Origin of the sequence: Citrobacter sp. CK189 (assembly GCF_030333505.1) — a bacterium.
Lineage (GTDB): Bacteria > Pseudomonadota > Gammaproteobacteria > Enterobacterales > Enterobacteriaceae > Citrobacter_B > Citrobacter_B koseri.
On record NZ_JAOWFV010000038.1, the window covers coordinates 195197 to 217679 of the forward strand.

Genomic DNA, 22483 nt, shown 5'->3' on the forward strand with positions numbered 1-22483 from the left:
TGAGTTTCCAGTGTATACGTTTACACGGATTGTTATTCAATGAGATTACACCGTGAAAAACTGTAAATCCTGCTTTCCACCCCTTTTGCAGCAGCTTTTCTGGACAGCTATCACAGTTCTTTAATACTCAACATGAGGTTACCGTCAGAAGGATAGCTGTCATGCAAACCCCATACTCCGTTGCGGATTACCTGCTGGACAGACTGGCAGGCTGCGGTATCGGGCATCTTTTTGGTGTGCCGGGCGATTATAATTTGCAGTTTCTTGACCATGTGATTGCGCATCGTGACGTATGCTGGGTAGGGTGCGCGAATGAGCTGAATGCCGCCTATGCGGCTGATGGCTACGCCCGGTTAGCCGGGGCTGGGGCGTTGTTGACCACTTTCGGCGTAGGGGAGTTAAGCGCGCTTAATGGCCTGGCGGGAAGCTACGCAGAGTACGTTCCCGTGCTGCATATTGTCGGCGCGCCATGCAGCGGCGCACAGCGACGGGGCGAACTGATGCATCACACCCTCGGCGATGGCGACTTTCAGCATTTTTACCGTATAAGCCAGGCTGTAACGGCCGCCAGCGCCGTGTTGAATGAACAGAACGCCTGTTATGAAATCGACCGCGTATTACGCGAAATGCTGACGATGCGCAGACCCGGCTATCTGATGTTACCGGCGGATGTGGCAAAACGATCTGCTGTCCCTCCTGTAAACGTTCTCACTCCTGACCGTGCCGAAGGGGAAAATGACACGGTGGCGGCGTTTCGCTATCGCGCGCGCCAGCGGCTGATGAACAGCCCGCGTGTGGCGCTGCTGGCAGACTTTCTCGCCCTGCGTTTCGGCTTGCAGCCGGTTTTACAACGCTGGATGGCGGAAACGCCAATAGCGCACGCGACGCTGCTCATGGGCAAAGGGCTGTTTGATGAGCAGCACCCGAATTTTGTCGGTACATACAGCGCCGGAGCCAGCAGTGAATCGGTGCGTCAGGCGATTGAAGAGGCGGATACCGTTATCTGCGTTGGTACCCGGTTTGTCGATACGCTGACGGCGGGCTTCACACAGCAACTGCCGCAGGAACGCACGATTGAAATCCAGCCGCATGCTTCGCGCGTCGGGAATAGCTGGTTCAGCGGTCTGTCGATGGAGCAGGCGGTCACTACGTTGCGCGAGTTATGTCTGGAACTTTCATTTTCGCCTCCTCCGACCCCGGCGCATGCGCCCGGCGGCCATATTGAGAAAGGGGCGCTGACGCAAGAAAACTTCTGGCATACGGTACAGGCGTACCTGCTGCCGGGCGATATTATCCTTGCCGATCAGGGAACCGCCGCGTTTGGCGCGGCGGATCTTTCACTGCCTGCTGGCGCGGACGTGCTGGTGCAACCGCTTTGGGGATCAATCGGCTATGCTTTGCCCGCCGCCTTTGGCGCGCAAACCGCCTGCCCGGAACGGCGAGTGATTCTGATTACCGGAGACGGCGCGGCGCAGCTGACGATTCAGGAGCTGGGGTCGATGATGCGGGATGGACAGTCGCCGGTCATTCTGCTGCTCAATAACGATGGCTATACCGTGGAGCGCGCCATTCATGGGGCGAACCAGCGTTATAACGATATCGCCGGATGGAACTGGACGCAGGTTCCGCAGGCGCTCAGTGCGAACTGTCAGGCGGAGTGCTGGCGGGTAACGCAGGCTATCCAGCTGGAGGAAGTGCTGGCGCGCCTGAAATCCCCGCAGCGGCTTTCGCTGATTGAGGTCGTGCTGCCGAAAGCCGATTTGCCGGAATTGCTGCGTACCGTCACCCGCGCGCTGGAATCGCGCAACGGGGAGTAAACGCGGTGGCTGGTTATCTGTCGTGGCGGTTGGCGGCCATTATCGGCTTGCCTGCCAGCAGGAGCCAGGCGGGAAGCATAACGATGCACAACAGCGGAAGCAGGGTGGTGTCCGGTACGACGACTGCGGCCATAAACAGACTCAGCCAGCCGTCACGGGTTACGACCAGCATCAGCCCCAGAATCGCGCATGAGACGGTAATTGCCGCCGGAACCGCTTCAACATGCGCGTGCAGCATCAGACCCAGCGCCACGCCCACAAAGACCGCCGGGAAGATACGCCCGCCCCGGAAACCGCAGGCGGCGGCGATAACCAGCGCGCCCAGCTTAACGATCGCCAGCATAAAGTAGTCCGTGGCGCCCAGCGTCTGGCTGAACGCCAACTGCTGCATCTCGTCCAGTCCTTTAAAGAGAGTCAGCGGCCCGCCCAATACGCCCAGAATCCCCAGCATAAAACCACCGATACCGAGAATAAGTACCGGATTTTTCAGACGATGCACCAACGAATGCAGACGTGGTAAACACCATACCGCCACCATACCCGCCGCAATCGCAATGGCCGCCACCACTGCGCCGCTGAAAATATCGCTCAGCCGCATTTGCGTGTAGTGCGCAATCGGCAAAGAGAAGTGTGGATGGAAGAACAGGCTGGTGGTTAACGATCCTGCGGCTGCCGCCATCAGCGGAGCGAACAGACGATCCCACAAGGGCGTATCGTCAGAACTGTTCAGGGTTTGCGAGAAAATCAGCGCGGCGGCGACAGGGGTGCCGAACAGCGCGCCGATAGTGCCTGCGGAAGCCAGGATCGTCCAGTCCAGCGCCCCTATGCGTGGGAAAAGGCGCGCGCCGATAGCGACGGCCAGCGCGATATTCACCGCCATAATGGGATGCTCCGGCCCCAGGCTTACTCCACCTGCCAGGCCGAGAATGAGCGCGATCAGCAGGCCCGGAAGCGCGACAGGGCTCATCGGCGCGCCGATCAGCGGTTCGGTCGCCGGGTCCGGGCCCGCATGCCCAGGGCTGTAGCGGATGACAAGCCCGACCATGATCCCGGTAAACGTGAGCATGCCGATAATCCAGACGGGGGAATCATGGGCAATGCCCAGGCCGACGGGGATTTGCTCCCACAGCAGGCGCTGTAAAACGGAGGCGACTTTCATCACGGCGATCAATACCAGACTGGAGGCAATGCCAATAATGAGTGCGGGAAGCGATAATAACAGCATCGTTCTGGCTCGCGGATGGAGCATGATCTATTCCTTAATACTGAGTCATATGCTTAGTTTGCACAGCCTGCCCGACGGCATCGCTGCAAATGGTGCTGAAACGATAAAGTAATTATGTGATGCAGATCGATATTTTTGGGGAGCTCGCCTCTCGACCGTTGTTGTTATGCCCCCATGAATTTACAGTGTGGCAAAGATTTATTCTGACTTTAGCGGAGCAGTAGAAGAATGACAAAATATGCTTTAGTAGGTGATGTAGGCGGCACCAACGCGCGTCTTGCTCTGTGCGATATGACCAGCGGGGAGATTTCGCAGGCGAAAACCTATTCCGGGCTGGATTATCCGAGCCTCGAAGCCGTGGTGCGCGTGTATCTGGACGAGCATAACGCCAGGGTGGAAGACGGCTGTATCGCTATCGCCTGCCCGATCACCGGTGACTGGGTGGCGATGACCAACCACACCTGGGCATTTTCTATTGCGGAGATGAAAAAGAACCTTGGCTTTAGCCATCTGGAAATCATCAACGATTTTACCGCCGTGTCGATGGCGATCCCGATGCTGCGCAAAGAGCATCTGATCCAGTTCGGCGGCGCGGAACCGGTTGCCGGCAAACCGATTGCTGTTTACGGCGCCGGAACCGGATTAGGGGTGGCACACCTGGTTCATGTCGATAAACGCTGGATCAGCCTGCCGGGCGAGGGTGGTCACGTTGACTTCGCGCCGAACAGCGAAGAGGAAGGCATTATTCTCGAAGAACTGCGTGCGGAAATTGGTCACGTCTCCGCCGAGCGCGTGTTGTCGGGGCCAGGGCTGGTGAATCTGTATCGCGCTATCGTCAAATCTGATGGCCGTCTGCCGGAAAATCTGCAACCGAAAGATATTACCGAACGCGCGCTGGCGGATACCTGCATTGACTCTCGTCGTGCGCTGTCGCTGTTTTGCGTCATTATGGGCCGTTTTGGCGGTAATCTGGCGTTGACGCTGGGCACGTTTGGCGGCGTCTACATTGCGGGCGGCATCGTGCCGCGCTTCCTGGAGTTCTTTAAAGCCTCTGGCTTTCGTGGCGGGTTTGAAGACAAAGGCCGTTTCAAAGCCTACGTTCAGGATATTCCGGTTTATCTGATTGTGCATGATAATCCCGGTCTGCTCGGCTCCGGCGCGCATCTGCGCCAGACGTTAGGGCAAATTCTGTAATTGAAGATCGGCAGGCCTGATACGCGTTAGCGCCATCAGGCAGGGCATGACAGTCGTTGCCTGCATTATCCGGCCTTAAACCGCGTCATTGACGCGGTTTTTTTGTGCCCGTCACCGACCTTTCCGACGCTCGTCACATTTCTGTTTAACGGGATTATTTGTCCAGTAAAAGCATTATTTGTCTGATAACAATGCGCAGGCTCTCACCGCCATAATTTCTCTCGTTAACTATCTGGAGGAGTCTGTTATGGCGAAAAAACTCATTGCTGTTTGCGCATGCCCGATGGGGCTGGCCCACACATTTATGGCGGCTCAGGCGCTGGAAGAGGCGGCGGTTGAAGCGGGATACGAGGTGAAAATTGAAACCCAGGGGGCGGACGGCATCCAGAATCGCCTGACGGCGCAGGATATCGCTGAGGCGACGCTAATTATCCATTCCGTTGCCGTTACCCCCGAAGACAATGAACGGTTTGAGTCGCGCGATGTGTATGAAATTACGCTCCAGGACGCGATAAAAAACGCCGCCGGTATCATTAAAGAAATCGAAGAGATGATTGCGGCAGAGCAACAATAATTTTCGACAGGGATACACATATGGCCATTAAAAAACGCAGTGCAACCGTTGTGCCTGGCGCATCCGGTGCGGCAGCGGCAATAAAAACCCCTCCGGCCTCCCGTAACAGCTTCTGGGGCGAACTTCCGCAGCACGTCATGTCGGGTATTTCGCGCATGGTGCCCACGTTAATCATGGGTGGGGTGATTCTCGCTTTCAGCCAGCTGATTGCCTATAGCTGGCTGAAAATTCCCGCAGATACCGGCATTATGGATGCGCTGAATAGCGGAAAATTCGACGGTTTTAACCTCTCATTACTGAAATTCGCCTGGCTATCGCAATCCTTTGGCGGCGTGTTGTTTGGCTTTGCGATTCCAATGTTCGCGGCGTTTGTCGCTAACTCTATCGGCGGTAAGCTGGCCTTTCCCGCAGGATTCATCGGCGGCTTAATGTCCACCCAGCCAACCCAGATACTGAATTTTGACCCGGCCAGCCTGCAATGGGTAACGACCGCGCCCGTACCGTCAACGTTCATCGGGGCGCTGATTATCTCGATTGTCGCGGGCTATCTGGTGAAGTGGATGAATCAAAAAATCCAGTTGCCTGATTTCTTACTGGCCTTCAAAACCACCTTTTTGCTGCCCATTTTGTCCGCCATTTTTGTGATGCTGGCGATGTACTACGTGATCACGCCGTTTGGCGGATGGATCAACGGCGGTATCCGCACGCTGCTGACGGCGGCGGGTGAAAAAGGAACGCTGATGTATGCGATGGGGATCTCGGCGGCAACGGCGATCGACCTCGGCGGCCCGATTAACAAGGCCGCAGGATTTGTCGCTTTTAGTTTCACTACCGATCACGTTTTACCCGTCACTGCGCGTTCTATCGCGATTGTGATCCCGCCGATTGGTCTGGGGCTGGCAACGATTCTCGATCGTCGCTTAACCGGTAAGCGTCTGTTTAACGCGCAACTGTATCCGCAAGGCAAAACCGCGATGTTCCTGGCGTTTATGGGGATCAGCGAGGGGGCGATTCCTTTCGCGCTGGAAAGCCCGATCACGGCAATCCCTTCGTATATGGTAGGCGCGATTGTCGGCTCGACAACCGCCGTCTGGCTGGGCGCCGTGCAGTGGTTCCCTGAGTCTGCGATTTGGGCATGGCCGCTGGTGAGCAATCTTGGCGTCTATATGGCGGGGATCGTGTTAGGGGCGGTGATCACGGCGCTGATGGTCGTTTTCCTGCGTCACATGATGTATCGCAGAGGCAAACTGCTGATTGAAAGCCTCTGAAAAAAGGACTGACATCATGACGTTACGAGCATCGCTTCGCCAGTGGCTGGTGGAACAACGCCTGGATGCGGTATTGATTTCATCCCGGCAGAACAAGCAACCGCATTTGGGGATTTCCAGTAGCGCCGGGTTTGTTTTTATCACGCATAAAAGCGCGCATTTGCTGGTGGATGGCCGCTATTACGCTGACGTTGAAGCGCGTGCGCATGGCGATCAACTGCATCTGTTGGCCGGGTCGCAGACGCTGACTTCCATTGTGAACCAGATAATCGACGACGAGCAATTGCAGGTCATTGGTTTTGAAGGCGCGCAGGTGAGTTGGGATTGCGCGCAACGCTGGCAGGAAAGGCTGCGGGCGAAGCTGGTGAGCGCGTCGCCGGACGCGCTGCGACAGATCAAAACGGCACAGGAAATAGCGTTGATACGCGAGGCCTGCCGGATTGCCGATTGCAGCGCGGAGCATATCCGTCGTTTTATTCGCCCCGGTCTTCGCGAACGAGAAATTGCCGCGGAGCTGGAGTGGTTTATGCGCCAGCAGGGGGCGGAAAAAGCCTCTTTTGACACCATCGTCGCCAGCGGCTGGCGTGGGGCGTTACCCCACGGTAAAGCCAGCGAAAAAATCGTCGCGGCGGGTGAATTTATTACCCTGGATTTTGGGGCGCAATATCAGGGGTATTGTTCGGATATGACGCGAACATTCCTCGTGAGCGGGCAGGATGCGCCCGTCGCATCTCATCCGCTGTTCGCCGTTTACCAGACGGTTCTTGAGGCGCAGCAGGCGGCGATTGCCGCCATTCGTCCGGGCGTGTGCTGCCAGGCGGTGGATGCTGCGGCTCGTCGGGTGATTGAGGCGGCGGGCTATGGCGATTATTTTGGCCACAACACCGGGCACGCTATCGGCATTGAGGTGCATGAAGCGCCGCGCTTTTCACCCACGGATACCACCCGACTTGCCGCAGGCATGTTGCTGACCGTAGAGCCGGGCATTTACCTGCCGGGGCAGGGCGGCGTGCGTATTGAAGATGTCGTACTGGTCACGGAAGACGGCGCGGAAGTGCTCTACACGATGCCGAAAACAGTATTGCTCACGGGAGAAGCATAATGGATTTATCGCTGTTAAAAGCCCTGAGCGAGGCGGATGCCATTGCCTCCTCAGAACAGGAAGTGCGCCAGATCTTACTGGAGGAAGCGGATCGTCTGCACAAAGAGGTGCGCTTTGACGGGCTGGGATCGGTGCTGATCCGTCTTAATGAGTCCGATGGGCCGAAAGTGATGATCTGCGCGCACATGGATGAGGTGGGGTTTATTGTGCGCAGTATCTCGTCGGAAGGGGCGATCGATGTGTTGCCGGTCGGCAACGTGCGTATGGCGGCCCGTCAGCTCCAGCCCGTGCGTATTACCACGCGGGAAGACAGTAAAATTCCCGGTTTGCTGGATGGCGAGCGTAATGGAAATGAGGTTGGCGCCTTGCGGGTCGATATTGGCGCACGCTCATATGATGAGGTGATCCAGGCGGGCGTTCGACCAGGCGATCGCGTCACTTTTGACTCTGTGTTTCAGGTGCTGCCACACCAGCGGGTAATGGGGAAAGCGTTTGATGACCGACTGGGGTGCTACTTGTTGATCATGCTGCTGCGTGAATGGCATGACGCAGCGCTGCCCGCCGAGGTCTGGCTGGTAGCCAGCTCCAGCGAAGAGGTCGGGTTACGCGGCGGGCAAACGGCCGCTCGCGCGGTTGCTCCCGATATCGCTATCGTGCTGGACACCGCCTGCTGGGCGAAAAACTTTGATTATGGCGCGGCGAATCATCGGCAGATCGGTAAAGGGCCGATGCTGGTGCTTGCCGATAAGTCGCTCATCGCGCCGCCCAAACTGACCGCCTGGGTTGAAAGCGTCGCCAGCGACTCCGGTCTGCCGCTGCAACTGGATATGTTCAGTAATGGAGGGACGGATGGCGGAGCGGTGCATTTGAGCGAGACGGGAACCCCGACGGTGGTTATTGGGCCCGCCACGCGTCACGGGCATTGCGCCGCGTCCATTGCGGATTGCCGCGACATTATCCACACGCAGCAACTTTTATCGGCACTTATTACCCGTCTTACGCGTGAGACCGTCGTTCATCTTACGGATTTCAGATGAGCGTCTTGCGTTAATCAGGAGTTGTTATGTTAACGATTCAATTTCTTTGCCCGTTGCCAAATGGCCTGCATGCGCGTCCGGCGTGGGAACTGAAAGAGCAGTGCAGCCAGTGGCAAAGCGAGGTGACGTTTATTAACCATCGCCAGAATGCGCGCGCGGACGCGAAAAGCTCGCTGGCGCTGATCGGCACCGGAACGCTGTTTAACGACAGTTGCAGTCTGAACATTAGCGGCAGTGATGAAGAGCAGGCCAGGCGTTCTCTGGAGACCTATCTCCAGCACCGGTTTATCGACAGTGACAGCGTTCAGCCGACCTCTGCGGAACTGGCGGCGCATCCGCTGCCGCGCTCGCTGGTTCGACTGAATCCCGATTTACTGTATGGCGCGGTATTGGCTAACGGCGTCGGCGCTGGCGCGCTCACGTTGTGGCAAAACGATAATCTGGAGGCGTATCGCGCAATTCCGGCCAGCGCGGAAGACAGCACCCGGCTTGAACATAGCCTGGCGACGCTGGCGGAGCAGCTTAATCAACAGCTTCGCGAACGTGACGGTGAAAGTAAAACGATCCTTAGCGCCCATCTGTCGCTGATCCAGGATGACGAGTTTGCGGGGAACATTCGCCGCCTGATGGACGAGCAGCACAAGGGGCTGGGCGCGGCGATTATCGTCAATATGGAGCAGGTGTGCGACAAGCTGTCGTCCTCCGCAAGCGACTACTTACGCGAGCGGGTAAGCGATATTCGTGATATTAGCGAACAGTTGCTGCATATCACCTGGCCGGAACGACGCCCGCGTAATACGTTGATTCTTGAACAGCCGACCATTCTGGTAGCGGAAGATCTGACGCCAAGCCAGTTCCTGAGCCTCGATTTGCAGCACCTGTCCGGCATGATTCTGGAGAAAACCGGCAGAACGTCGCACACGCTGATTCTGGCGCGCGCATCCGCGATTCCGGTGCTCAGTGGGCTGCCCCTGGACGCGCTCAGTCGCTACGCCGGGCAACCTGCGGTGCTGGATGCCCAGTGCGGCGTGCTGGCGATTAACCCGAACGCCGCCGTCTGCGGCTATTACGCCATTGCGCAGCAACTGGCGGATAAGCGTCAACAGCAACAGGCGAGAGAAGCGTCTTTGCCTGCTTTTTCCCGGGATAATCAGCGTCTTGATATCGCCGCCAATATTGGTACGGCGCTGGAAGCGCCGGGCGCGTTTGCCAATGGCGCGGAAGGCATCGGTCTGTTCCGCACCGAAATGTTGTTCATGGATCGCGACAGCGCCCCTGACGAACAGGAACAGTTTGAGGCCTACCAGCAGGTACTGCTTGCGGCGGGAGAGAAGCCGGTTATTTTTCGCACGATGGACATTGGCGGCGATAAAAATATTCGCTATCTCAATATCCCGCAGGAAGAGAACCCTTTCCTCGGCTATCGCGCCGTGCGTATTTATCCTGAGTTTGCCGGGCTGTTTCGCACGCAGCTTCGCGCTATTTTGCGTGCGGCAACTTTTGGTCAGGCGCAACTGATGATCCCGATGGTGCACAGTCTCGATCAGATCCTGTGGGTTAAAAGCGAGCTGCAAAAAGCGATCGTGGAACTCAAAAGAGATGGGCTGCGCCATGCTGCAACGATCCCGCTGGGGATTATGGTGGAAGTTCCGTCGGTCTGTTACATCATCGACCACTTCTGCGATGAGGTGGATTTCTTTAGCATCGGCTCGAACGATATGACCCAGTATCTGTATGCCGTCGATCGTAATAATCCGCGTGTCTCGCCGCTGTATAACCCGATTACGCCGTCATTTCTGCGCATGTTGCAGCAGATTGTCCGCACGGCGCATCAGCACGGAAAATGGGTGGGGATTTGCGGCGAGCTGGGCGGTGAAAGCCGATATTTACCGTTACTGCTGGGGCTGGAACTGGATGAATTAAGCATGAGCAGCCCGCGAATCCCTGGCGTGAAAAGCCAGCTGCGGCAGATGGACAGCCAGGCGTGCCGGGCGCTTGCGGCGCAGGCCTGTGAGTGTCGTAGCGCAGAGGAGATTGAAACGCTGTTGAATCAGTTTGCGCCGCAAAAAGACGTGCGTCCGCTGCTGGCGCTGGAAAATATCTTTGTGGGCGAGTCATTGAGCAACAAAGAGCAGGTGATTCAGTTTCTTTGCGGCAATCTCGGCGTAAACGGGCGTACTGAGCATCCGTTTGAGCTGGAAGAGGATGTCTGGCAACGTGAGGAGATTGTCACGACTGCCGTCGGTTTTGGCGTGGCGATCCCGCATACCAAATCACAGTGGATACGCCATTCCAGCATCAGCATTGCGCGGCTGGCGCGCCCTGTTGACTGGCAGTCGGAGATGGGCGAGGTTGAGCTGGTGATTATGTTGACGCTGGGCGCTGATGAAGGGATTAACCATGTGAAAGTCTTTTCGCAGCTGGCGCGTAAGCTGGTGAATAAAAACTTCCGTCAGTCGCTGTTCGCCGCTCAGGATGCCGAAAGCCTTCTGGCGCTGCTGGAGGCGGAACTGACGTTTTGAGTCTGCGTGTCTGAGTGAATGCCCGGTGGCGCTATCGCTTACCGGGCCTACGTGTACGCCCAATTATTCGTTTTACGTGTACGCCGCATCCGGCGGTTATGCCCGGTTATCCGTTTTACGCGTAGGCCGGATAAGGCGTTTACGCCGCCATCCGGCGGTTATGCCCGGTTATTCGTTTTACGCGTAGGCCGGATAAGGCGTTTACGCCGTCATCCGGCGGTTATGTCCGGTTATCCGTTTTACATGTAGGCCGGATAAGGCATTTACGCCGCCATCCGGCGGTTATGCCCGGTTATCCGTTTCGCGTAGGCCGGATAAGGCGTTACGCCGCCATCCGGCGGTTACCCCTGAAAACGTGCGCTGTACTCTCCCGGCGTCAGGCCAAACTGCCGGCGAAACAGGCGGCAAAAATAGTCGCTGTCGTGATATCCGCAACGTTCCGCCACCTCGCTAATCGACAGATGGTACTTCTGCAAAATGATGCGCGCCTTCGCCATTCGCACCCAGCGAACATACTCGACAAAACTCATGGTGCCGTGCTGGGTGAACAGTTTTGATAAGTGATTCGGCGTGATATTGAAAAACTGCGCCACGCTTTCCCGCGTCAGCGGCCGGGCGTAGTTGTCCTGCACCCAGTTGCACATACTGTGATAGAGAAATTCCGAGCGCGGGCGGCGTGAGTCCGGGCGAGTATTGACCACGCTACGGCACAGATGCAGCAGGCTGAGAACCAGAGGCTGAATAATATCCTGCGCCTGAGGCGAGCGGCTCAGGTGGGTCAGAGCCGTGAGCATGGCTTCCCCTTCGCCGCGCTGCTGGTGCGCTAACTCAATGCGTCGCACCGGGCGTAACAGAGAAGCGGTACGGTTATCGTAAAACGATAATCCTAACCAGGCCGGGGCAAACACCAGACTTAACAGCATCACCGGTTTATCGCTACCGGGCAGGTTTGCCGCCCTGGCGGGGATAAACAGCATCTCCCCCTCCGTCAGGGCGTGCTGTTTTTTTTCGAGCAGGTTACCGTATTCTCCGCGCAATACGATGTCGAGACGCGGTAAATCAATACACAGGCTGCCTGTGGGGAGAGCGGTATGTTGCGTGGCAAACCAGACGCGTCCCAGCCGCTGCGGATTTAACACCAGGCCGCTGAACAGATCGGCAAAAAACTGTTGGTCTGCGGGCAAGCCTGGCTCTTTCATCACTTAATCCTGCGTCATAAATGCATTAACTGCCTGAACTCTTTCACTTTACTCCGACTGACCGGGATTTCAAATTCCAGATCTTTGAGCCGCAGGATGTACGTGTTGTTAAACCAGGGTTCGATTTCGCGGATCTTGTTTAAATTCACACAAAACGAGCGGTGGCAGCGAAAGAAATGCGACGCTGGCAGTTTGCTGCAAAACTCGGTGATATTCATCGGCATGACATACGACTCCCGTCGCGTGTAGACAAACGTCATCTTTTCATGCGCTTCCGCGTAATAGATATCGTTGATCGGCGTGACGATAATGCGCTCATCTTTAATCAGATTAATGGTGTCGTTTTCACGGGCGACAGGGCTGCCGGGAACGGCGACGGCCTGCTGCTGTTGCCAGGCGGCCTCCAGCTTTTGTAGCATCCCCACGATGCGTGATTCCTGGTACGGCTTCAGTATGTAGTCAAATGCTTCCAGTTCAAACGCCTCTACCGCGTGCTCTTTCCATGCGGTAATAAACACAATAAACGGCTTATGGGCGAACTGGCTGATGTTTTGCGCCAGCAGTACGCCATCCAGCGAGGGAATATTGATGTCCAGAAAAATGGCGTCAACGCGGTTATGCTGTAGAAATTTGAGCACGTCCAGACCGTCGTCAAACGTACCGACAATCTCCATCTGGCTATGCTCTTTTATCAGCCAGCTTAATTCTTGCTGGGCCAGGAATTCATCTTCAACGATGATGACTTTCACTACTCATCTCCGGGTTAAAGCAATAACGTTGCCGGTGCGGCGGCAGGGGAGCGCTGATTGGGTACATAAAAGGCGATTTCGGTGCCCGGTTCCAGACGGCGGATGTGCAGCCCTTCACCGTATAACAGCTTAACGCGATGATGGACATTCAGCAGGCCGATTTTATTTCCCGGCATTTCATTCGCCTCCACCCGCTCAATTACTTTAGGATCAATACCGTGGCCGGTATCCCTGACGGCGATTCGCACACGGTTGCCGCATTCGGCGACGCTGATGGTCACCACGCCTTTTCCTTTACAGGGTTGAATGCCGTGGACGATTGCATTCTCTACCAGCGGCTGAATAAGCAGACTGGGAATGCAGCAGTTCACCTCTTCATCAATATCATAAATGACGGTCAGCTTGTCGCCAAAACGAGCCTGCTCAATGGCGATGTAGTCCTTGATTTGATACAGCTCCTTTTTGATATCAATTTGCTCATCATCTTTTAATTCAATGTTATAGCGCAGATAGCGTGACAGATTAAAAATGAGCTGGCGTGCGGTGTCCGGGTTGAGCCGAATGGATGACGAAATGGCGTTCAGCGCATTAAACAGGAAATGGGGATTAATTTTACTTTGCAGCGCTCGCAGCTCTGCCTTATTTGCCATTTCCCGCAGTTGCTCCGCGCGGGACACTTCCAGTTGGGTGGAGATAATCTGCGACAGGCCGATCGCCATCTCTTGCAGGGAAGAGGTGATCTGATGCGCGTGGCAGTAGTAGATTTTTAGCGTCCCGGTCACCACGCCCTTTTCCCATAATGGGATGACCAGCATTGAGTGTATTTCCGGCGTGCGGTGCGCTTCATCATTGTTTTTAATGATGATTTTCCCGTAATTGATGGCCTGTTGCGTGGTCGGGCTGACAAAATCATCGTTATTGCGGTAGTTGGTTTCCCCCACGCCGACATAGGCCAGAACGTGTTCGGTATTAGTGATTGCTACCGCGTCGGCATGGATATCATGACGGATGATTTCGCACACCTGGCGGAGTGATTCGCTGTTGACCTGACGAAAGAGCGGCAACGTTTTGTTGGCGATATCCAGCGCCAGTTTGGCCTGCCGCGCGGCGCTGGCCTCTTTCTCGCCCTCCACGCTTTGAACCAGCAGCACGATAAAACCGATACATACGCTGCCGAGGATCATCGGGATACCGATTTTGGACACGATATCTACGCCCAGCGCGATGGTCGGCGCCCAGACAATGACCAGAATCATGGTCAAGGTTTCACAAAGCATCCCGCCCAAAATACCCACGCGCCAGTGCTGTGCTTTTGGGATTTTCCGGTTTATCCAGCCCGCGATACATCCCGCCAGAATACTGGTGATAAAACACGGTACGGCAGTGACCCCGCCAATATCGATAAGGTAGCGGTGAATACCGGCGATCACACCCGTAATGATCCCGACCCACGGGCCAAACAAAATGCCCCCGGACATCACGGCGATGATGCGAACATTCACCAGCGAGCCTTCGACCGGTACGCCGGACCAGGTGCTGAACAGGGCGAACATCGAGAAAATCGCGGTAACGGCGAGCAGCTCTTTCGGGGAGTGCGCTGACTTATGCAACAGTTCGCGAAACAGGCGGATACGGATGAGGAAAAACAGACAGAACAGCATTAGCGCTGCCCGGTCAAATACCGCCAGCAGCATGTTGAATATTTCGTGCACGGGTGACTCTTGTGACTGGGTTAAACCACTATGATAGGTAACCCGCACCCATATGACCAGCCCGCTGATGCGGCGCTGTTAATGAGGAAAAACCATAATATTAAAAGGGGATTGATCTTTTGTTAGAGAAATGACAAGACCTCGCCAGGATGAGGAACGCCTTAAGGTAATTTTATTGATATCAAAATGTTAATTAATTGATGGTTGTTATGGGCGGTATTTTGCTGAGTATTCCCGTTTTCTTTTTAGTATTCCCCTTTTAAGCCGATGAAAAATATTTTCGTTTGCCTCTCGACAGGAGGATTTTTTTCAGGCTATTTTCTAAGCATGCTACGGTCGTGGCAGCGTCGCTCGGACGGTCCGGGCGCTAACGTGAATCTGAGGATACTATGGCTGATACCCGCCCTGAACGTCGCTTTACGCGTATTGATCGTCTCCCTCCCTACGTTTTTAACATTACCGCTGAGCTGAAGATGGCTGCGCGTCGGCGCGGCGAAGATATTATCGACTTCAGCATGGGGAACCCGGATGGGGCAACGCCTCCTCATATCGTCGAGAAACTCTGTACGGTGGCTCAACGCCCGGATACGCATGGTTACTCGACCTCGCGCGGTATCCCGCGTTTACGCCGGGCGATCTCCCGCTGGTATCAGGAACGTTACGACGTGGATATCGATCCAGAAACGGAAGCGATCGTCACTATTGGTTCGAAAGAAGGGTTAGCGCACCTGATGCTGGCAACCCTTGATCATGGCGATACCGTGCTGGTGCCGAACCCCAGTTATCCCATCCATATTTATGGCGCCGTCATCGCCGGCGCGCAGGTACGTTCGGTTCCGCTGGTGGAAGGCGTGGATTTCTTCAACGAGCTGGAACGCGCGATCCGTGAAAGCTACCCGAAACCGAAGATGATGATTCTTGGTTTCCCTTCCAACCCGACGGCACAGTGCGTTGAGTTAGAATTCTTCGAAAAAGTGGTTGCGCTGGCCAAACGCTACGACGTGCTGGTGGTCCACGATCTGGCCTATGCCGATATCGTATATGACGGCTGGAAAGCGCCGTCAATTATGCAGGTGCCGGGCGCGCGCGACGTGGCGGTGGAGTTTTTCACCCTGTCGAAAAGTTACAACATGGCGGGCTGGCGCATTGGCTTTATGGTGGGCAACCAGACGTTAGTCAGCGCGCTGTCGCGGATTAAGAGCTACCACGATTACGGAACCTTCACGCCGTTACAGGTGGCGGCGATTGCCGCGCTGGAAGGCGATCAACAGTGCGTGCGTGATATCGCTGAGCAGTATAAACGTCGCCGCGACGTACTGGTGAAAGGCTTGCATGAAGCCGGATGGATGGTCGAAATGCCAAAAGCCTCGATGTATGTCTGGGCAAAAATACCGGAGCAGTACGCGGCAATGGGGTCGCTGGAATTTGCGAAAAAGCTGCTCAACGACGCCAAAGTGTGTGTGTCACCGGGGATCGGTTTCGGCGACTACGGCGACACCCATGTGCGTTTCGCGCTGATAGAAAACCGGGATCGTATACGTCAGGCGATCAGAGGTATTAAGACCATGTTCCGCGCAGACGGCCTGCTGCCTGCGGGGGCGAAATCGGTAACAGAAGGTACCGACTAGAAAAGCAAACAGGAGCCATCTGGCTCCTGTTTTTTTGCTGCATCTTTTCAATTTAGATCATCAGGGCAAAAGTACCGGCCCAAACGATGACCATAAATGAAATGCCCATAAAGAAATATTTCACGTTTCATCTCTCCGCGTCGCTTTAAGCACGCCTAAATGAACTTAAATTTACCTGAGTATAGAGAGCTGGTGCCCGCCAGAATGAGATTGAGAATGTTCTCCGTCTTTCTTGTGGCATCACCTCAGAATTCTGTGCGTTATTGCTCCAGACGGCGCTAATGTACGCCTAAAAATGAGGCGAGACAAGAGGCATTTTTTTATTTACTTTTAGTAACTTACAACTGTCGTGATTCGGCGACAGTTTAATTTCTGACGGTAATAAATTGCTATTCAGCGACGCCATTGCTGTTCAGAAAAAGTCACATAAAAACCAGATAGTTAACATGGGTATTGAGGTGAAAAGATAGCGCCGGGCAATAAAAAAGGCCTTGCGGCCTTTTTTAAACATACAATGATGCTTCCCCTAAAGGGCGCGTTTTGAAACGACGATGGATCCAGAGATATTGCTCAGGTGCGCGCATAATCTCTTTCTCAATAATCTTGTTCATATAGGCTGCCGCCAGGTTCTCTTCTTCCGGGTAGCCTTCCATTTCTGGCGTGATGTACAGACGATAACCTGAGTTATCACCTTTTCTGATCATGGTGACGGTCAGCATCGCTGCGCCGGAAAGGCGGGATAACACATAGGTGCCGTTAGTCGTTGCGACGTCTTTGACCGCGAAGAAGGGAGCAAATGAACTGCCTTTACGGCCGTAATCCTGATCCGGGGCGAACCATACGGCTTCACCTTTTTTCAGCGCGCCGACGATGCCGCGCAGATTGTTGCGCCCAATCATCGCTTTATTTGAACGCATGCGACCCCGCGTCTGAACCCACTCCATCAGCGAGTTATTGTGCGGGCGGTATGTCGCCATCATCGGCTGGCACAGCCCCATGACCCGACCGCCTAATTCCAGCGACATAAAGTGGACGCCTACGACCATCACACCGCGTTTTTGCGCTTGCGCCTGTGTGAGGTTATCCAGACCGTCCACATCAAACCATTTACGTACCCGCTTATCAGGCCAGAACCACGCCATACCCGTTTCAATAAGTGCCATACCGAGGGAGTGGAAGTTCTCCACTATCATCTTTTCCCTTTCTTCCGGCGTCAGATTGGGGAAGCAAAGCTCAAGATTCTTACGGGCGATGGATTCGCGACGTTTCAGAAAGGGACGGGCAAGTCTGCCGGTTCGCGTACCCAGGAAGCGTAAAACGGGGTAGGGAAGCAGCACCAGTAACCAGAGTACAGTAAGACCAAACCAGGTAAGCCAGTAGCGCGGGTGCAGTAGCGCACGAGAAAATTTGCATTGTGGGAACATAAATACCCTCTGTTGATACGAACAATATGTATCGCAGAAGATTCATTGTCCGCAGCGGTACACTCACGATAGTTAGGCCATCATGTACGACAATGGTTCCTGTAAAGAGTGTAAAGCTTAGTCAGGACAAAACCACGAGGGGCATGAATGCTTGGACAACTAATGTACCACCGGGGGATTAATATCAGCCAGAAATTATTAATTAAGATGCGTAAATATTTTTTGATGGGGGTGAAGGATGACGCGAATGTGCTGCTTGTCATGGCATTACCCACATCACACAGTCTGAAATATCAGGTACTGACACTGCATTTCCACTCTTCCTCTTATTTTATTCATTTTTCTGTTTTTCATGCTGAAATATAAGGTTTTTTTATTAATATTTTTTAAATTTCCGATCGCCGGTGACGATCGATCTATGTATTTTTGATTGTTATTTCCTATTGAAATTATGATATTGATCGTTTTTGTCGATCTAATTGATATTTTGTATAATAATAGTACTCCTCTGAGTAGGGGTTTGTTTCTGCTTCGCAGCTTAACTGACTTTTATTCTGGTTACGGCTTTTACATCTGCGTCATAGCCCAGGTATTACCTGGGGTGGATGAGCTCCCGTCAGCGTAGCTCGTATCCTGCTATAGCAGAGTTTAAGTATGCATGATTAATCGTGAGCTTAAAGTTGGTCTCTTATGCAACTGAGTAAAGTGTTTCTTGCTGTTGTTTCTGCGTTATGCGCAACAAACGCGGTGGCGACAAATATCAACAATAATCAGGAAAGCACAATTGATTATTTATGGAGTGATACCTCCTCCACGAATGTAGGATATGAAACTAACGGTATCCTGAATATTATTCGCGGTGGTGAAGTACAAACTGATCTATTAAAGATTGGCAGAGCCGGTTCCAATGGAATCGTAAATGTTGTCGATGGTGGAAAATTGACAATCAGGGCTTCCAGTTATTCTTATCCTTTGGATATTGGCGGTACAACAGATGTTTCCAGTACTCAAAGCAAGGGGGGGACTGGTACGCTCAATGTTTCTGGTGAGGGGAGTATCGTTACTGTATCTGTGGGAACCAGTGCCATGCAGGTTGGCGCTGGCGCCGGAAGCGGTGTACTGAATATCACTGATGGCGGTAAATTTTATCATGAAGATCCGAGCATATCATTCGGTGGAATATGGATTGGTGGACGAAGAGCAACATCTGCGGAGACTTTTGGCATCGTTAATGTTGACGGTAAAGGAAGTGAGCTCAGGACTGCCAGTCGAATTATTGTTGGAACATATGGCTCTGGAAGCCTCATCACATCGAATGGCGGGGTTACTCGCGCCGAAGCTACTATTCAGGTAGGAAACCAGGCGGAAACGAAGGTCTACGATAACCTGCTTAAAGTTGATGGAACGGATTCAATAGTCTCTGCGGGGGGCATATTAACCGTTGGACTTGCTGGAAGAGGAACCGCGGTTGCTTCCGATAACGGAACGTTGAGCGCTCCGGAAATCCGTATTGCGAACAGTGCAGGTTCTTTAGGGGAATTAGCAACCGGTGCCAGAGCGGGCGAGAATGCTGTCGCTGCGGGAATGATCGACGCTCAAAAAATTATTTTTGGTTCCGGAAATGGCGTACTGACTCTGAATCATACCAGCAGTGATTTTTCCCTTGGGGCAGATATCAGCGGTAATGGGGCAATAAATGCGTTAAGCGGAGTTTCTGCGCTGTCTGGTGATAACTCAGCTTATCAGGGGGACTTTAATATTGGTGCTCCTGCCACGCTGGTTATTTCAGAACAAAAAAATATCGGCTCCAGTGATATTGCGGTTACTGGCGGCACACTGGCGATTAATACCGATCATGACTGGCAGTTTATTAACCTGCTGACGGGGCAGGGTACGCTTGCAGTGAATACCGGGGGGAATATTTTTGATTTTAACTCCTCTTCATTGACCGATAATTTCAGCGGCATTCTGGCGCTTAAAGAGACCTTATTTCACCTTGCAGATACGAATACAGCTGCGCTGAAAACTATGTGGCTAAAGGTGGGCCAGGGAGCGACAGTTAAAGTGGGGCCAGGACAGCAGGTTATTGATGGACTTGCCTTTGACGGCGGTACGCTGGTTTTTGGCGATATTATTCCGGGCCAGACGACGACAGAAAATACCGTACATACCACAGGAATACTGGATATTTCAGGTCAGGGAACCGTACAGGTTACAACGGGAGCGGCCTTCAGTAACGACAGACCAACGCCGGATACTCATATCCCTCTTCTGGAACAGGATAACAGCAATATTCTTGTTCAACTTGTGTCCAGTGACGGAGGCGTTATCGGTAACGGTGGTAATTTAACGCTAACTGACCAGAGCAGTAATGCTATCAGTGATGCTGTTGAAGCCGATATCGCCCAGAATGGCGTGGTGGTGGCGAAAGGAACGTATGACTATCGTCTGACCGGCGGTGACAGTGATGACGGACTTTATGTCAGCTATGGCCTGACCCAGGTCGATTTGTTGGGTAAAGACGCCGATGCGCTTATCCTTGATGCGAACGGGAAAAGTGGCAACGCGGCTGACCTGAGCGCCAGAGTGACCGGTAGCGGCGATCTGGCGTTTGACAGCCAGAAAGGCCAGACGGTGACGCTGTCGAATATGGATAATGATTACAGCGGCGTCACCGATGTGCGCAGCGGTAATCTGGCGATGCTGAACGATAACGTGCTGGGAAATACCCGCGAACTGAAACTGGCTGGCGATACCGGGTTTGATATGCGCGGTCATTCACAAACCATCAGCAAGCTCACGGCTGAAAGTGGCTCTCTGACCGATTTGAACGGCGGTCATCTGACGCTGACAAACGGCGGTGAAGCGTCTGGCGTACTGACGGGCGACGGGGAGCTCACCGTTGCAGGCGGAACCCTGAATGTCTCCGGGGCGAATACGGGACTGAAGGCGACGACCACGATTGCTCAGGGCGCGACGGCGGTGCTGGATAATACGCTGGGGCTGGGAACCGGAGATATTGTTGCCGCCGGGCTGCTTAATCTGAGCAACGCCACGGGCGTGCTGTACAACAGCATCAGCGATGCCGGGAAAGTCGCACTGGATGCCAGTGATGTGGTGCTTGCTGGCAACAATAGCCATTTTGCCGGGACCTTCGACATCGACAACGACTCCACGCTGACGGCCTCTTCCGCGCAGCAGTTAGGCACCTCCGCGATTCAGAATGCCGGTAAGTTTGTGCTGAACACTCACGAAAACTGGTCGCTGGAGAACGGTGTTACAGGCAGCGGGAGCGTGGTGAAGAATGGCAGCGGCAACGTCACGCTTAGCGACAGCGCCCAGTGGACCGGCGCGACGGATATCAATGCCGGTGGTCTGACTCTGGGCAGCGCGGATAACGCGTTCACGCTGGCCAGTCATCAGGTCAATATCGGGAAAGACGGGCGCTTATCCGGGTTTGGCGGCGTAGCCGGAAATATGGCTAACCAGGGCACGCTATTGATTGGCGATGACGTCAGCGCGGCTCGCAGAGCGGCTTCTTCACCTGTCAGCTTTACCGTAGGCGGCAATCTGACGAACAGCGGCGATATCTGGACCGGAAGCAAAGGTAAAGATGCCGGTAATCAGCTTGTGGTAAACGGGAACTATCAGGGAGATGGCGGTCATCTTCATCTGAATACCGCGTTGAATGATGATAATTCCGTCACGGATAAACTGATTGTTAAAGGAAACACCTCTGGCACAACCGGCGTCAGCGTGACGAATGCTGGCGGTTCTGGCGCGCAGACGATCAATGGCATTGAAGTGATTCATGTTGATGGTCAGTCCGACGGTGAGTTTACGCAGGACGGCAGGATTGTGGCCGGGGCGTATGATTATTCACTGGCTCGTGGTCAGGGCGACAACAACGGTAACTGGTATTTAACCAGTCATAAGACAGATCCAAATCCGGGGCCGGGCCCGAAACCTGAACCCGATATCCGTCCTGAACCGGGCTCCTGGACGGCTAACCTGGCGGCAGCCAATACGCTGTTTGTCACGCGGCTTCACGATCGTCTTGGCGAAACGCAGTACATTGACGCGCTGACGGGCGAGAAGAAAGTCACCAGCATGTGGATGCGTCAGGCGGGCGGGCATAATGCCTGGCGGGACAGCTCCGGCCAGCTTAAAACCCAGAGTAACCGCTATGTGATGCAGGTAGGGGGCGATGTTGCCCGCTGGAGCGGCGACGGACTGGATCGCTGGCACCTTGGCGTCATGGCTGGATATGGACACAACAGCAGCAACACGCGCTCCTCATCGACAGGGTATCGCTCTGACGGTTCCGTGAACGGCTACAGCGCCGGGGTGTATGCAACGTGGTATGCCAATGATGAAACGCATCAGGGCGCTTATCTGGATTCATGGGCACAGTACAGCTGGTTTAATAACAGCGTCAAAGGCCAGGATATTCAGAGCGAATCGTACAAATCCAAAGGGATCACCGGGTCGCTGGAGCTGGGGTACACCCACAAGCTGGGTGAATTTGCAGGAAGTAAGGGCTCTAAAAATGAATGGTTTATCCAGCCGCAGGCGCAGGCCATTTGGATGGGCGTCGAAGCTGACGATCATCGTGAATCGAATGGCACACGTATCAGCGGTGAAGGGGACGGCAACGTTCAGACCCGACTGGGCGTCCGTACTTTCCTGAAAGGCCACAGCGCGATTGATGAAGGCAAAGCGCGCGAGTTCCAGCCGTTCGTGGAAGTGAACTGGCTCCACAATACGCGCGATTTCGGTACAAAAATGGATGGTGTCAGCATCCGGCAGGAAGGCGCGCGTAATCTGGGTGAAATAAAAACGGGCGTTGAGGGACAAATTAATCCACAACTCAATGTCTGGGGGAATGTCGGCGTCCAGGTGGGCGATAAAGGATACAATGACACCTCAGCAATGATAGGGATTAAATATAACTTTAAATAGCAGAAAGGGGGCGTCGTGCCCCCTTTTTCTGTCGTGAGTTCTCATCTTTATAACATTAAAAAACAATTTT

Annotated in this window: 15 protein-coding genes and 1 pseudogene; 10 read left to right on the forward strand and 6 right to left on the reverse strand. The window is 54.2% G+C overall.

Features of this window, described 5'->3' with window-relative positions; all coding sequences use genetic code 11:
* The first annotated feature begins 161 nt into the window (after positions 1-161).
* Complete coding sequence (locus OGV83_RS10925; RefSeq protein ID WP_104868382.1) at positions 162-1817, forward strand: alpha-keto acid decarboxylase family protein; 1656 nt, start codon at positions 162-164, stop codon at positions 1815-1817.
* Positions 1818-1830: 13 nt separating this feature from the next.
* Here the strand turns inward: OGV83_RS10925 and OGV83_RS10930 are convergent, their stop codons facing one another.
* Entirely contained in the window at positions 1831-3066 is a 1236-nt protein-coding gene (locus OGV83_RS10930) for an ion channel protein (RefSeq protein WP_286463573.1), read from the reverse strand.
* A 204-nt stretch (positions 3067-3270) separates the two neighbouring features.
* Here OGV83_RS10930 and glk point away from each other — a divergent pair, with 204 nt between their 5' ends.
* The 6 genes from glk to ptsP all read left to right on the forward strand — a co-directional run bounded on the left by glk (position 3271) and on the right by ptsP (position 10739).
* Entirely contained in the window at positions 3271-4236 is a 966-nt protein-coding gene (gene glk, locus OGV83_RS10935; RefSeq protein ID WP_012131396.1) for a glucokinase, read from the forward strand.
* A gap of 247 nt (positions 4237-4483) precedes the next feature.
* Positions 4484-4810 carry a PTS fructose transporter subunit IIB gene (locus tag OGV83_RS10940; RefSeq protein ID WP_047462211.1) on the forward strand — a complete coding sequence of 109 codons (327 nt, stop codon included), beginning with the start codon at positions 4484-4486 and terminating at the stop codon, positions 4808-4810.
* 20 nt (positions 4811-4830) lie between these two features.
* Complete coding sequence (locus tag OGV83_RS10945; protein WP_047462213.1) at positions 4831-6078, forward strand: PTS fructose transporter subunit IIC; 1248 nt, start codon at positions 4831-4833, stop codon at positions 6076-6078.
* Positions 6079-6094: 16 nt separating this feature from the next.
* Positions 6095-7180 carry an aminopeptidase gene (ypdF, locus tag OGV83_RS10950; RefSeq protein WP_115614589.1) on the forward strand — a complete coding sequence of 362 codons (1086 nt, stop codon included), beginning with the start codon at positions 6095-6097 and terminating at the stop codon, positions 7178-7180.
* Positions 7180-8217: an aminopeptidase gene (ypdE, locus tag OGV83_RS10955; protein WP_115614590.1), complete on the forward strand. Its 1038-nt coding sequence runs from the start codon at positions 7180-7182 to the stop codon at positions 8215-8217. Before ypdF ends, ypdE begins: the two co-directional genes overlap by 1 nt.
* 26 nt (positions 8218-8243) lie before the next feature.
* The gene (ptsP, locus tag OGV83_RS10960; protein WP_286463576.1) at positions 8244-10739 is read left to right on the forward strand and encodes a phosphoenolpyruvate--protein phosphotransferase; all 2496 of its coding nucleotides are present in this window, start codon (positions 8244-8246) and stop codon (positions 10737-10739) included.
* Positions 10740-11080: 341 nt separating this feature from the next.
* Here ptsP and OGV83_RS10965 read toward each other — a convergent pair whose 3' ends face one another.
* The 3 genes from OGV83_RS10965 to ypdA are packed head-to-tail and all read right to left on the reverse strand — an operon-like array spanning position 11081 to position 14399.
* Complete coding sequence (locus OGV83_RS10965) at positions 11081-11938, reverse strand: AraC family transcriptional regulator (protein ID WP_012131402.1); 858 nt, start codon at positions 11936-11938, stop codon at positions 11081-11083.
* 14 nt (positions 11939-11952) lie between these two features.
* Positions 11953-12687, reverse strand: a complete 735-nt coding sequence (gene ypdB / locus OGV83_RS10970; RefSeq protein WP_058667806.1) for a two-component system response regulator YpdB — start codon at positions 12685-12687, stop codon at positions 11953-11955.
* Positions 12688-12701: 14 nt separating this feature from the next.
* Positions 12702-14399 (reverse strand): two-component system sensor histidine kinase YpdA, encoded by a 1698-nt coding sequence (gene ypdA, locus OGV83_RS10975; protein WP_104868386.1) that lies wholly within the window; start codon positions 14397-14399, stop codon positions 12702-12704.
* A 389-nt stretch (positions 14400-14788) separates the two neighbouring features.
* Between ypdA and alaC the strand changes: the two genes are divergently transcribed.
* Entirely contained in the window at positions 14789-16027 is a 1239-nt protein-coding gene (gene alaC, locus OGV83_RS10980) for an alanine transaminase (protein WP_286463577.1), read from the forward strand.
* A 52-nt stretch (positions 16028-16079) separates the two neighbouring features.
* Here alaC and ypdK read toward each other — a convergent pair whose 3' ends face one another.
* Positions 16080-16151 (reverse strand): membrane protein YpdK, encoded by a 72-nt coding sequence (gene ypdK / locus OGV83_RS10985; protein WP_010723117.1) that lies wholly within the window; start codon positions 16149-16151, stop codon positions 16080-16082.
* Between the two features lie 379 nt (positions 16152-16530).
* Positions 16531-17451, reverse strand: coding sequence for a kdo(2)-lipid IV(A) palmitoleoyltransferase (gene lpxP, locus OGV83_RS10990; protein WP_130028553.1), 921 nt, complete (start codon positions 17449-17451; stop codon positions 16531-16533).
* A gap of 1086 nt (positions 17452-18537) precedes the next feature.
* Between lpxP and OGV83_RS21565 the strand changes: the two are divergent.
* A pseudogene (locus OGV83_RS21565) lies at positions 18538-18765 on the forward strand (hypothetical protein); the annotation flags it as partial.
* A gap of 174 nt (positions 18766-18939) precedes the next feature.
* A complete protein-coding gene (locus tag OGV83_RS10995) occupies positions 18940-22413 on the forward strand; it encodes an autotransporter outer membrane beta-barrel domain-containing protein (protein ID WP_286463578.1) in 3474 nt (1157 codons plus the stop codon).
* The last annotated feature ends 70 nt before the right edge of the window (positions 22414-22483 follow it).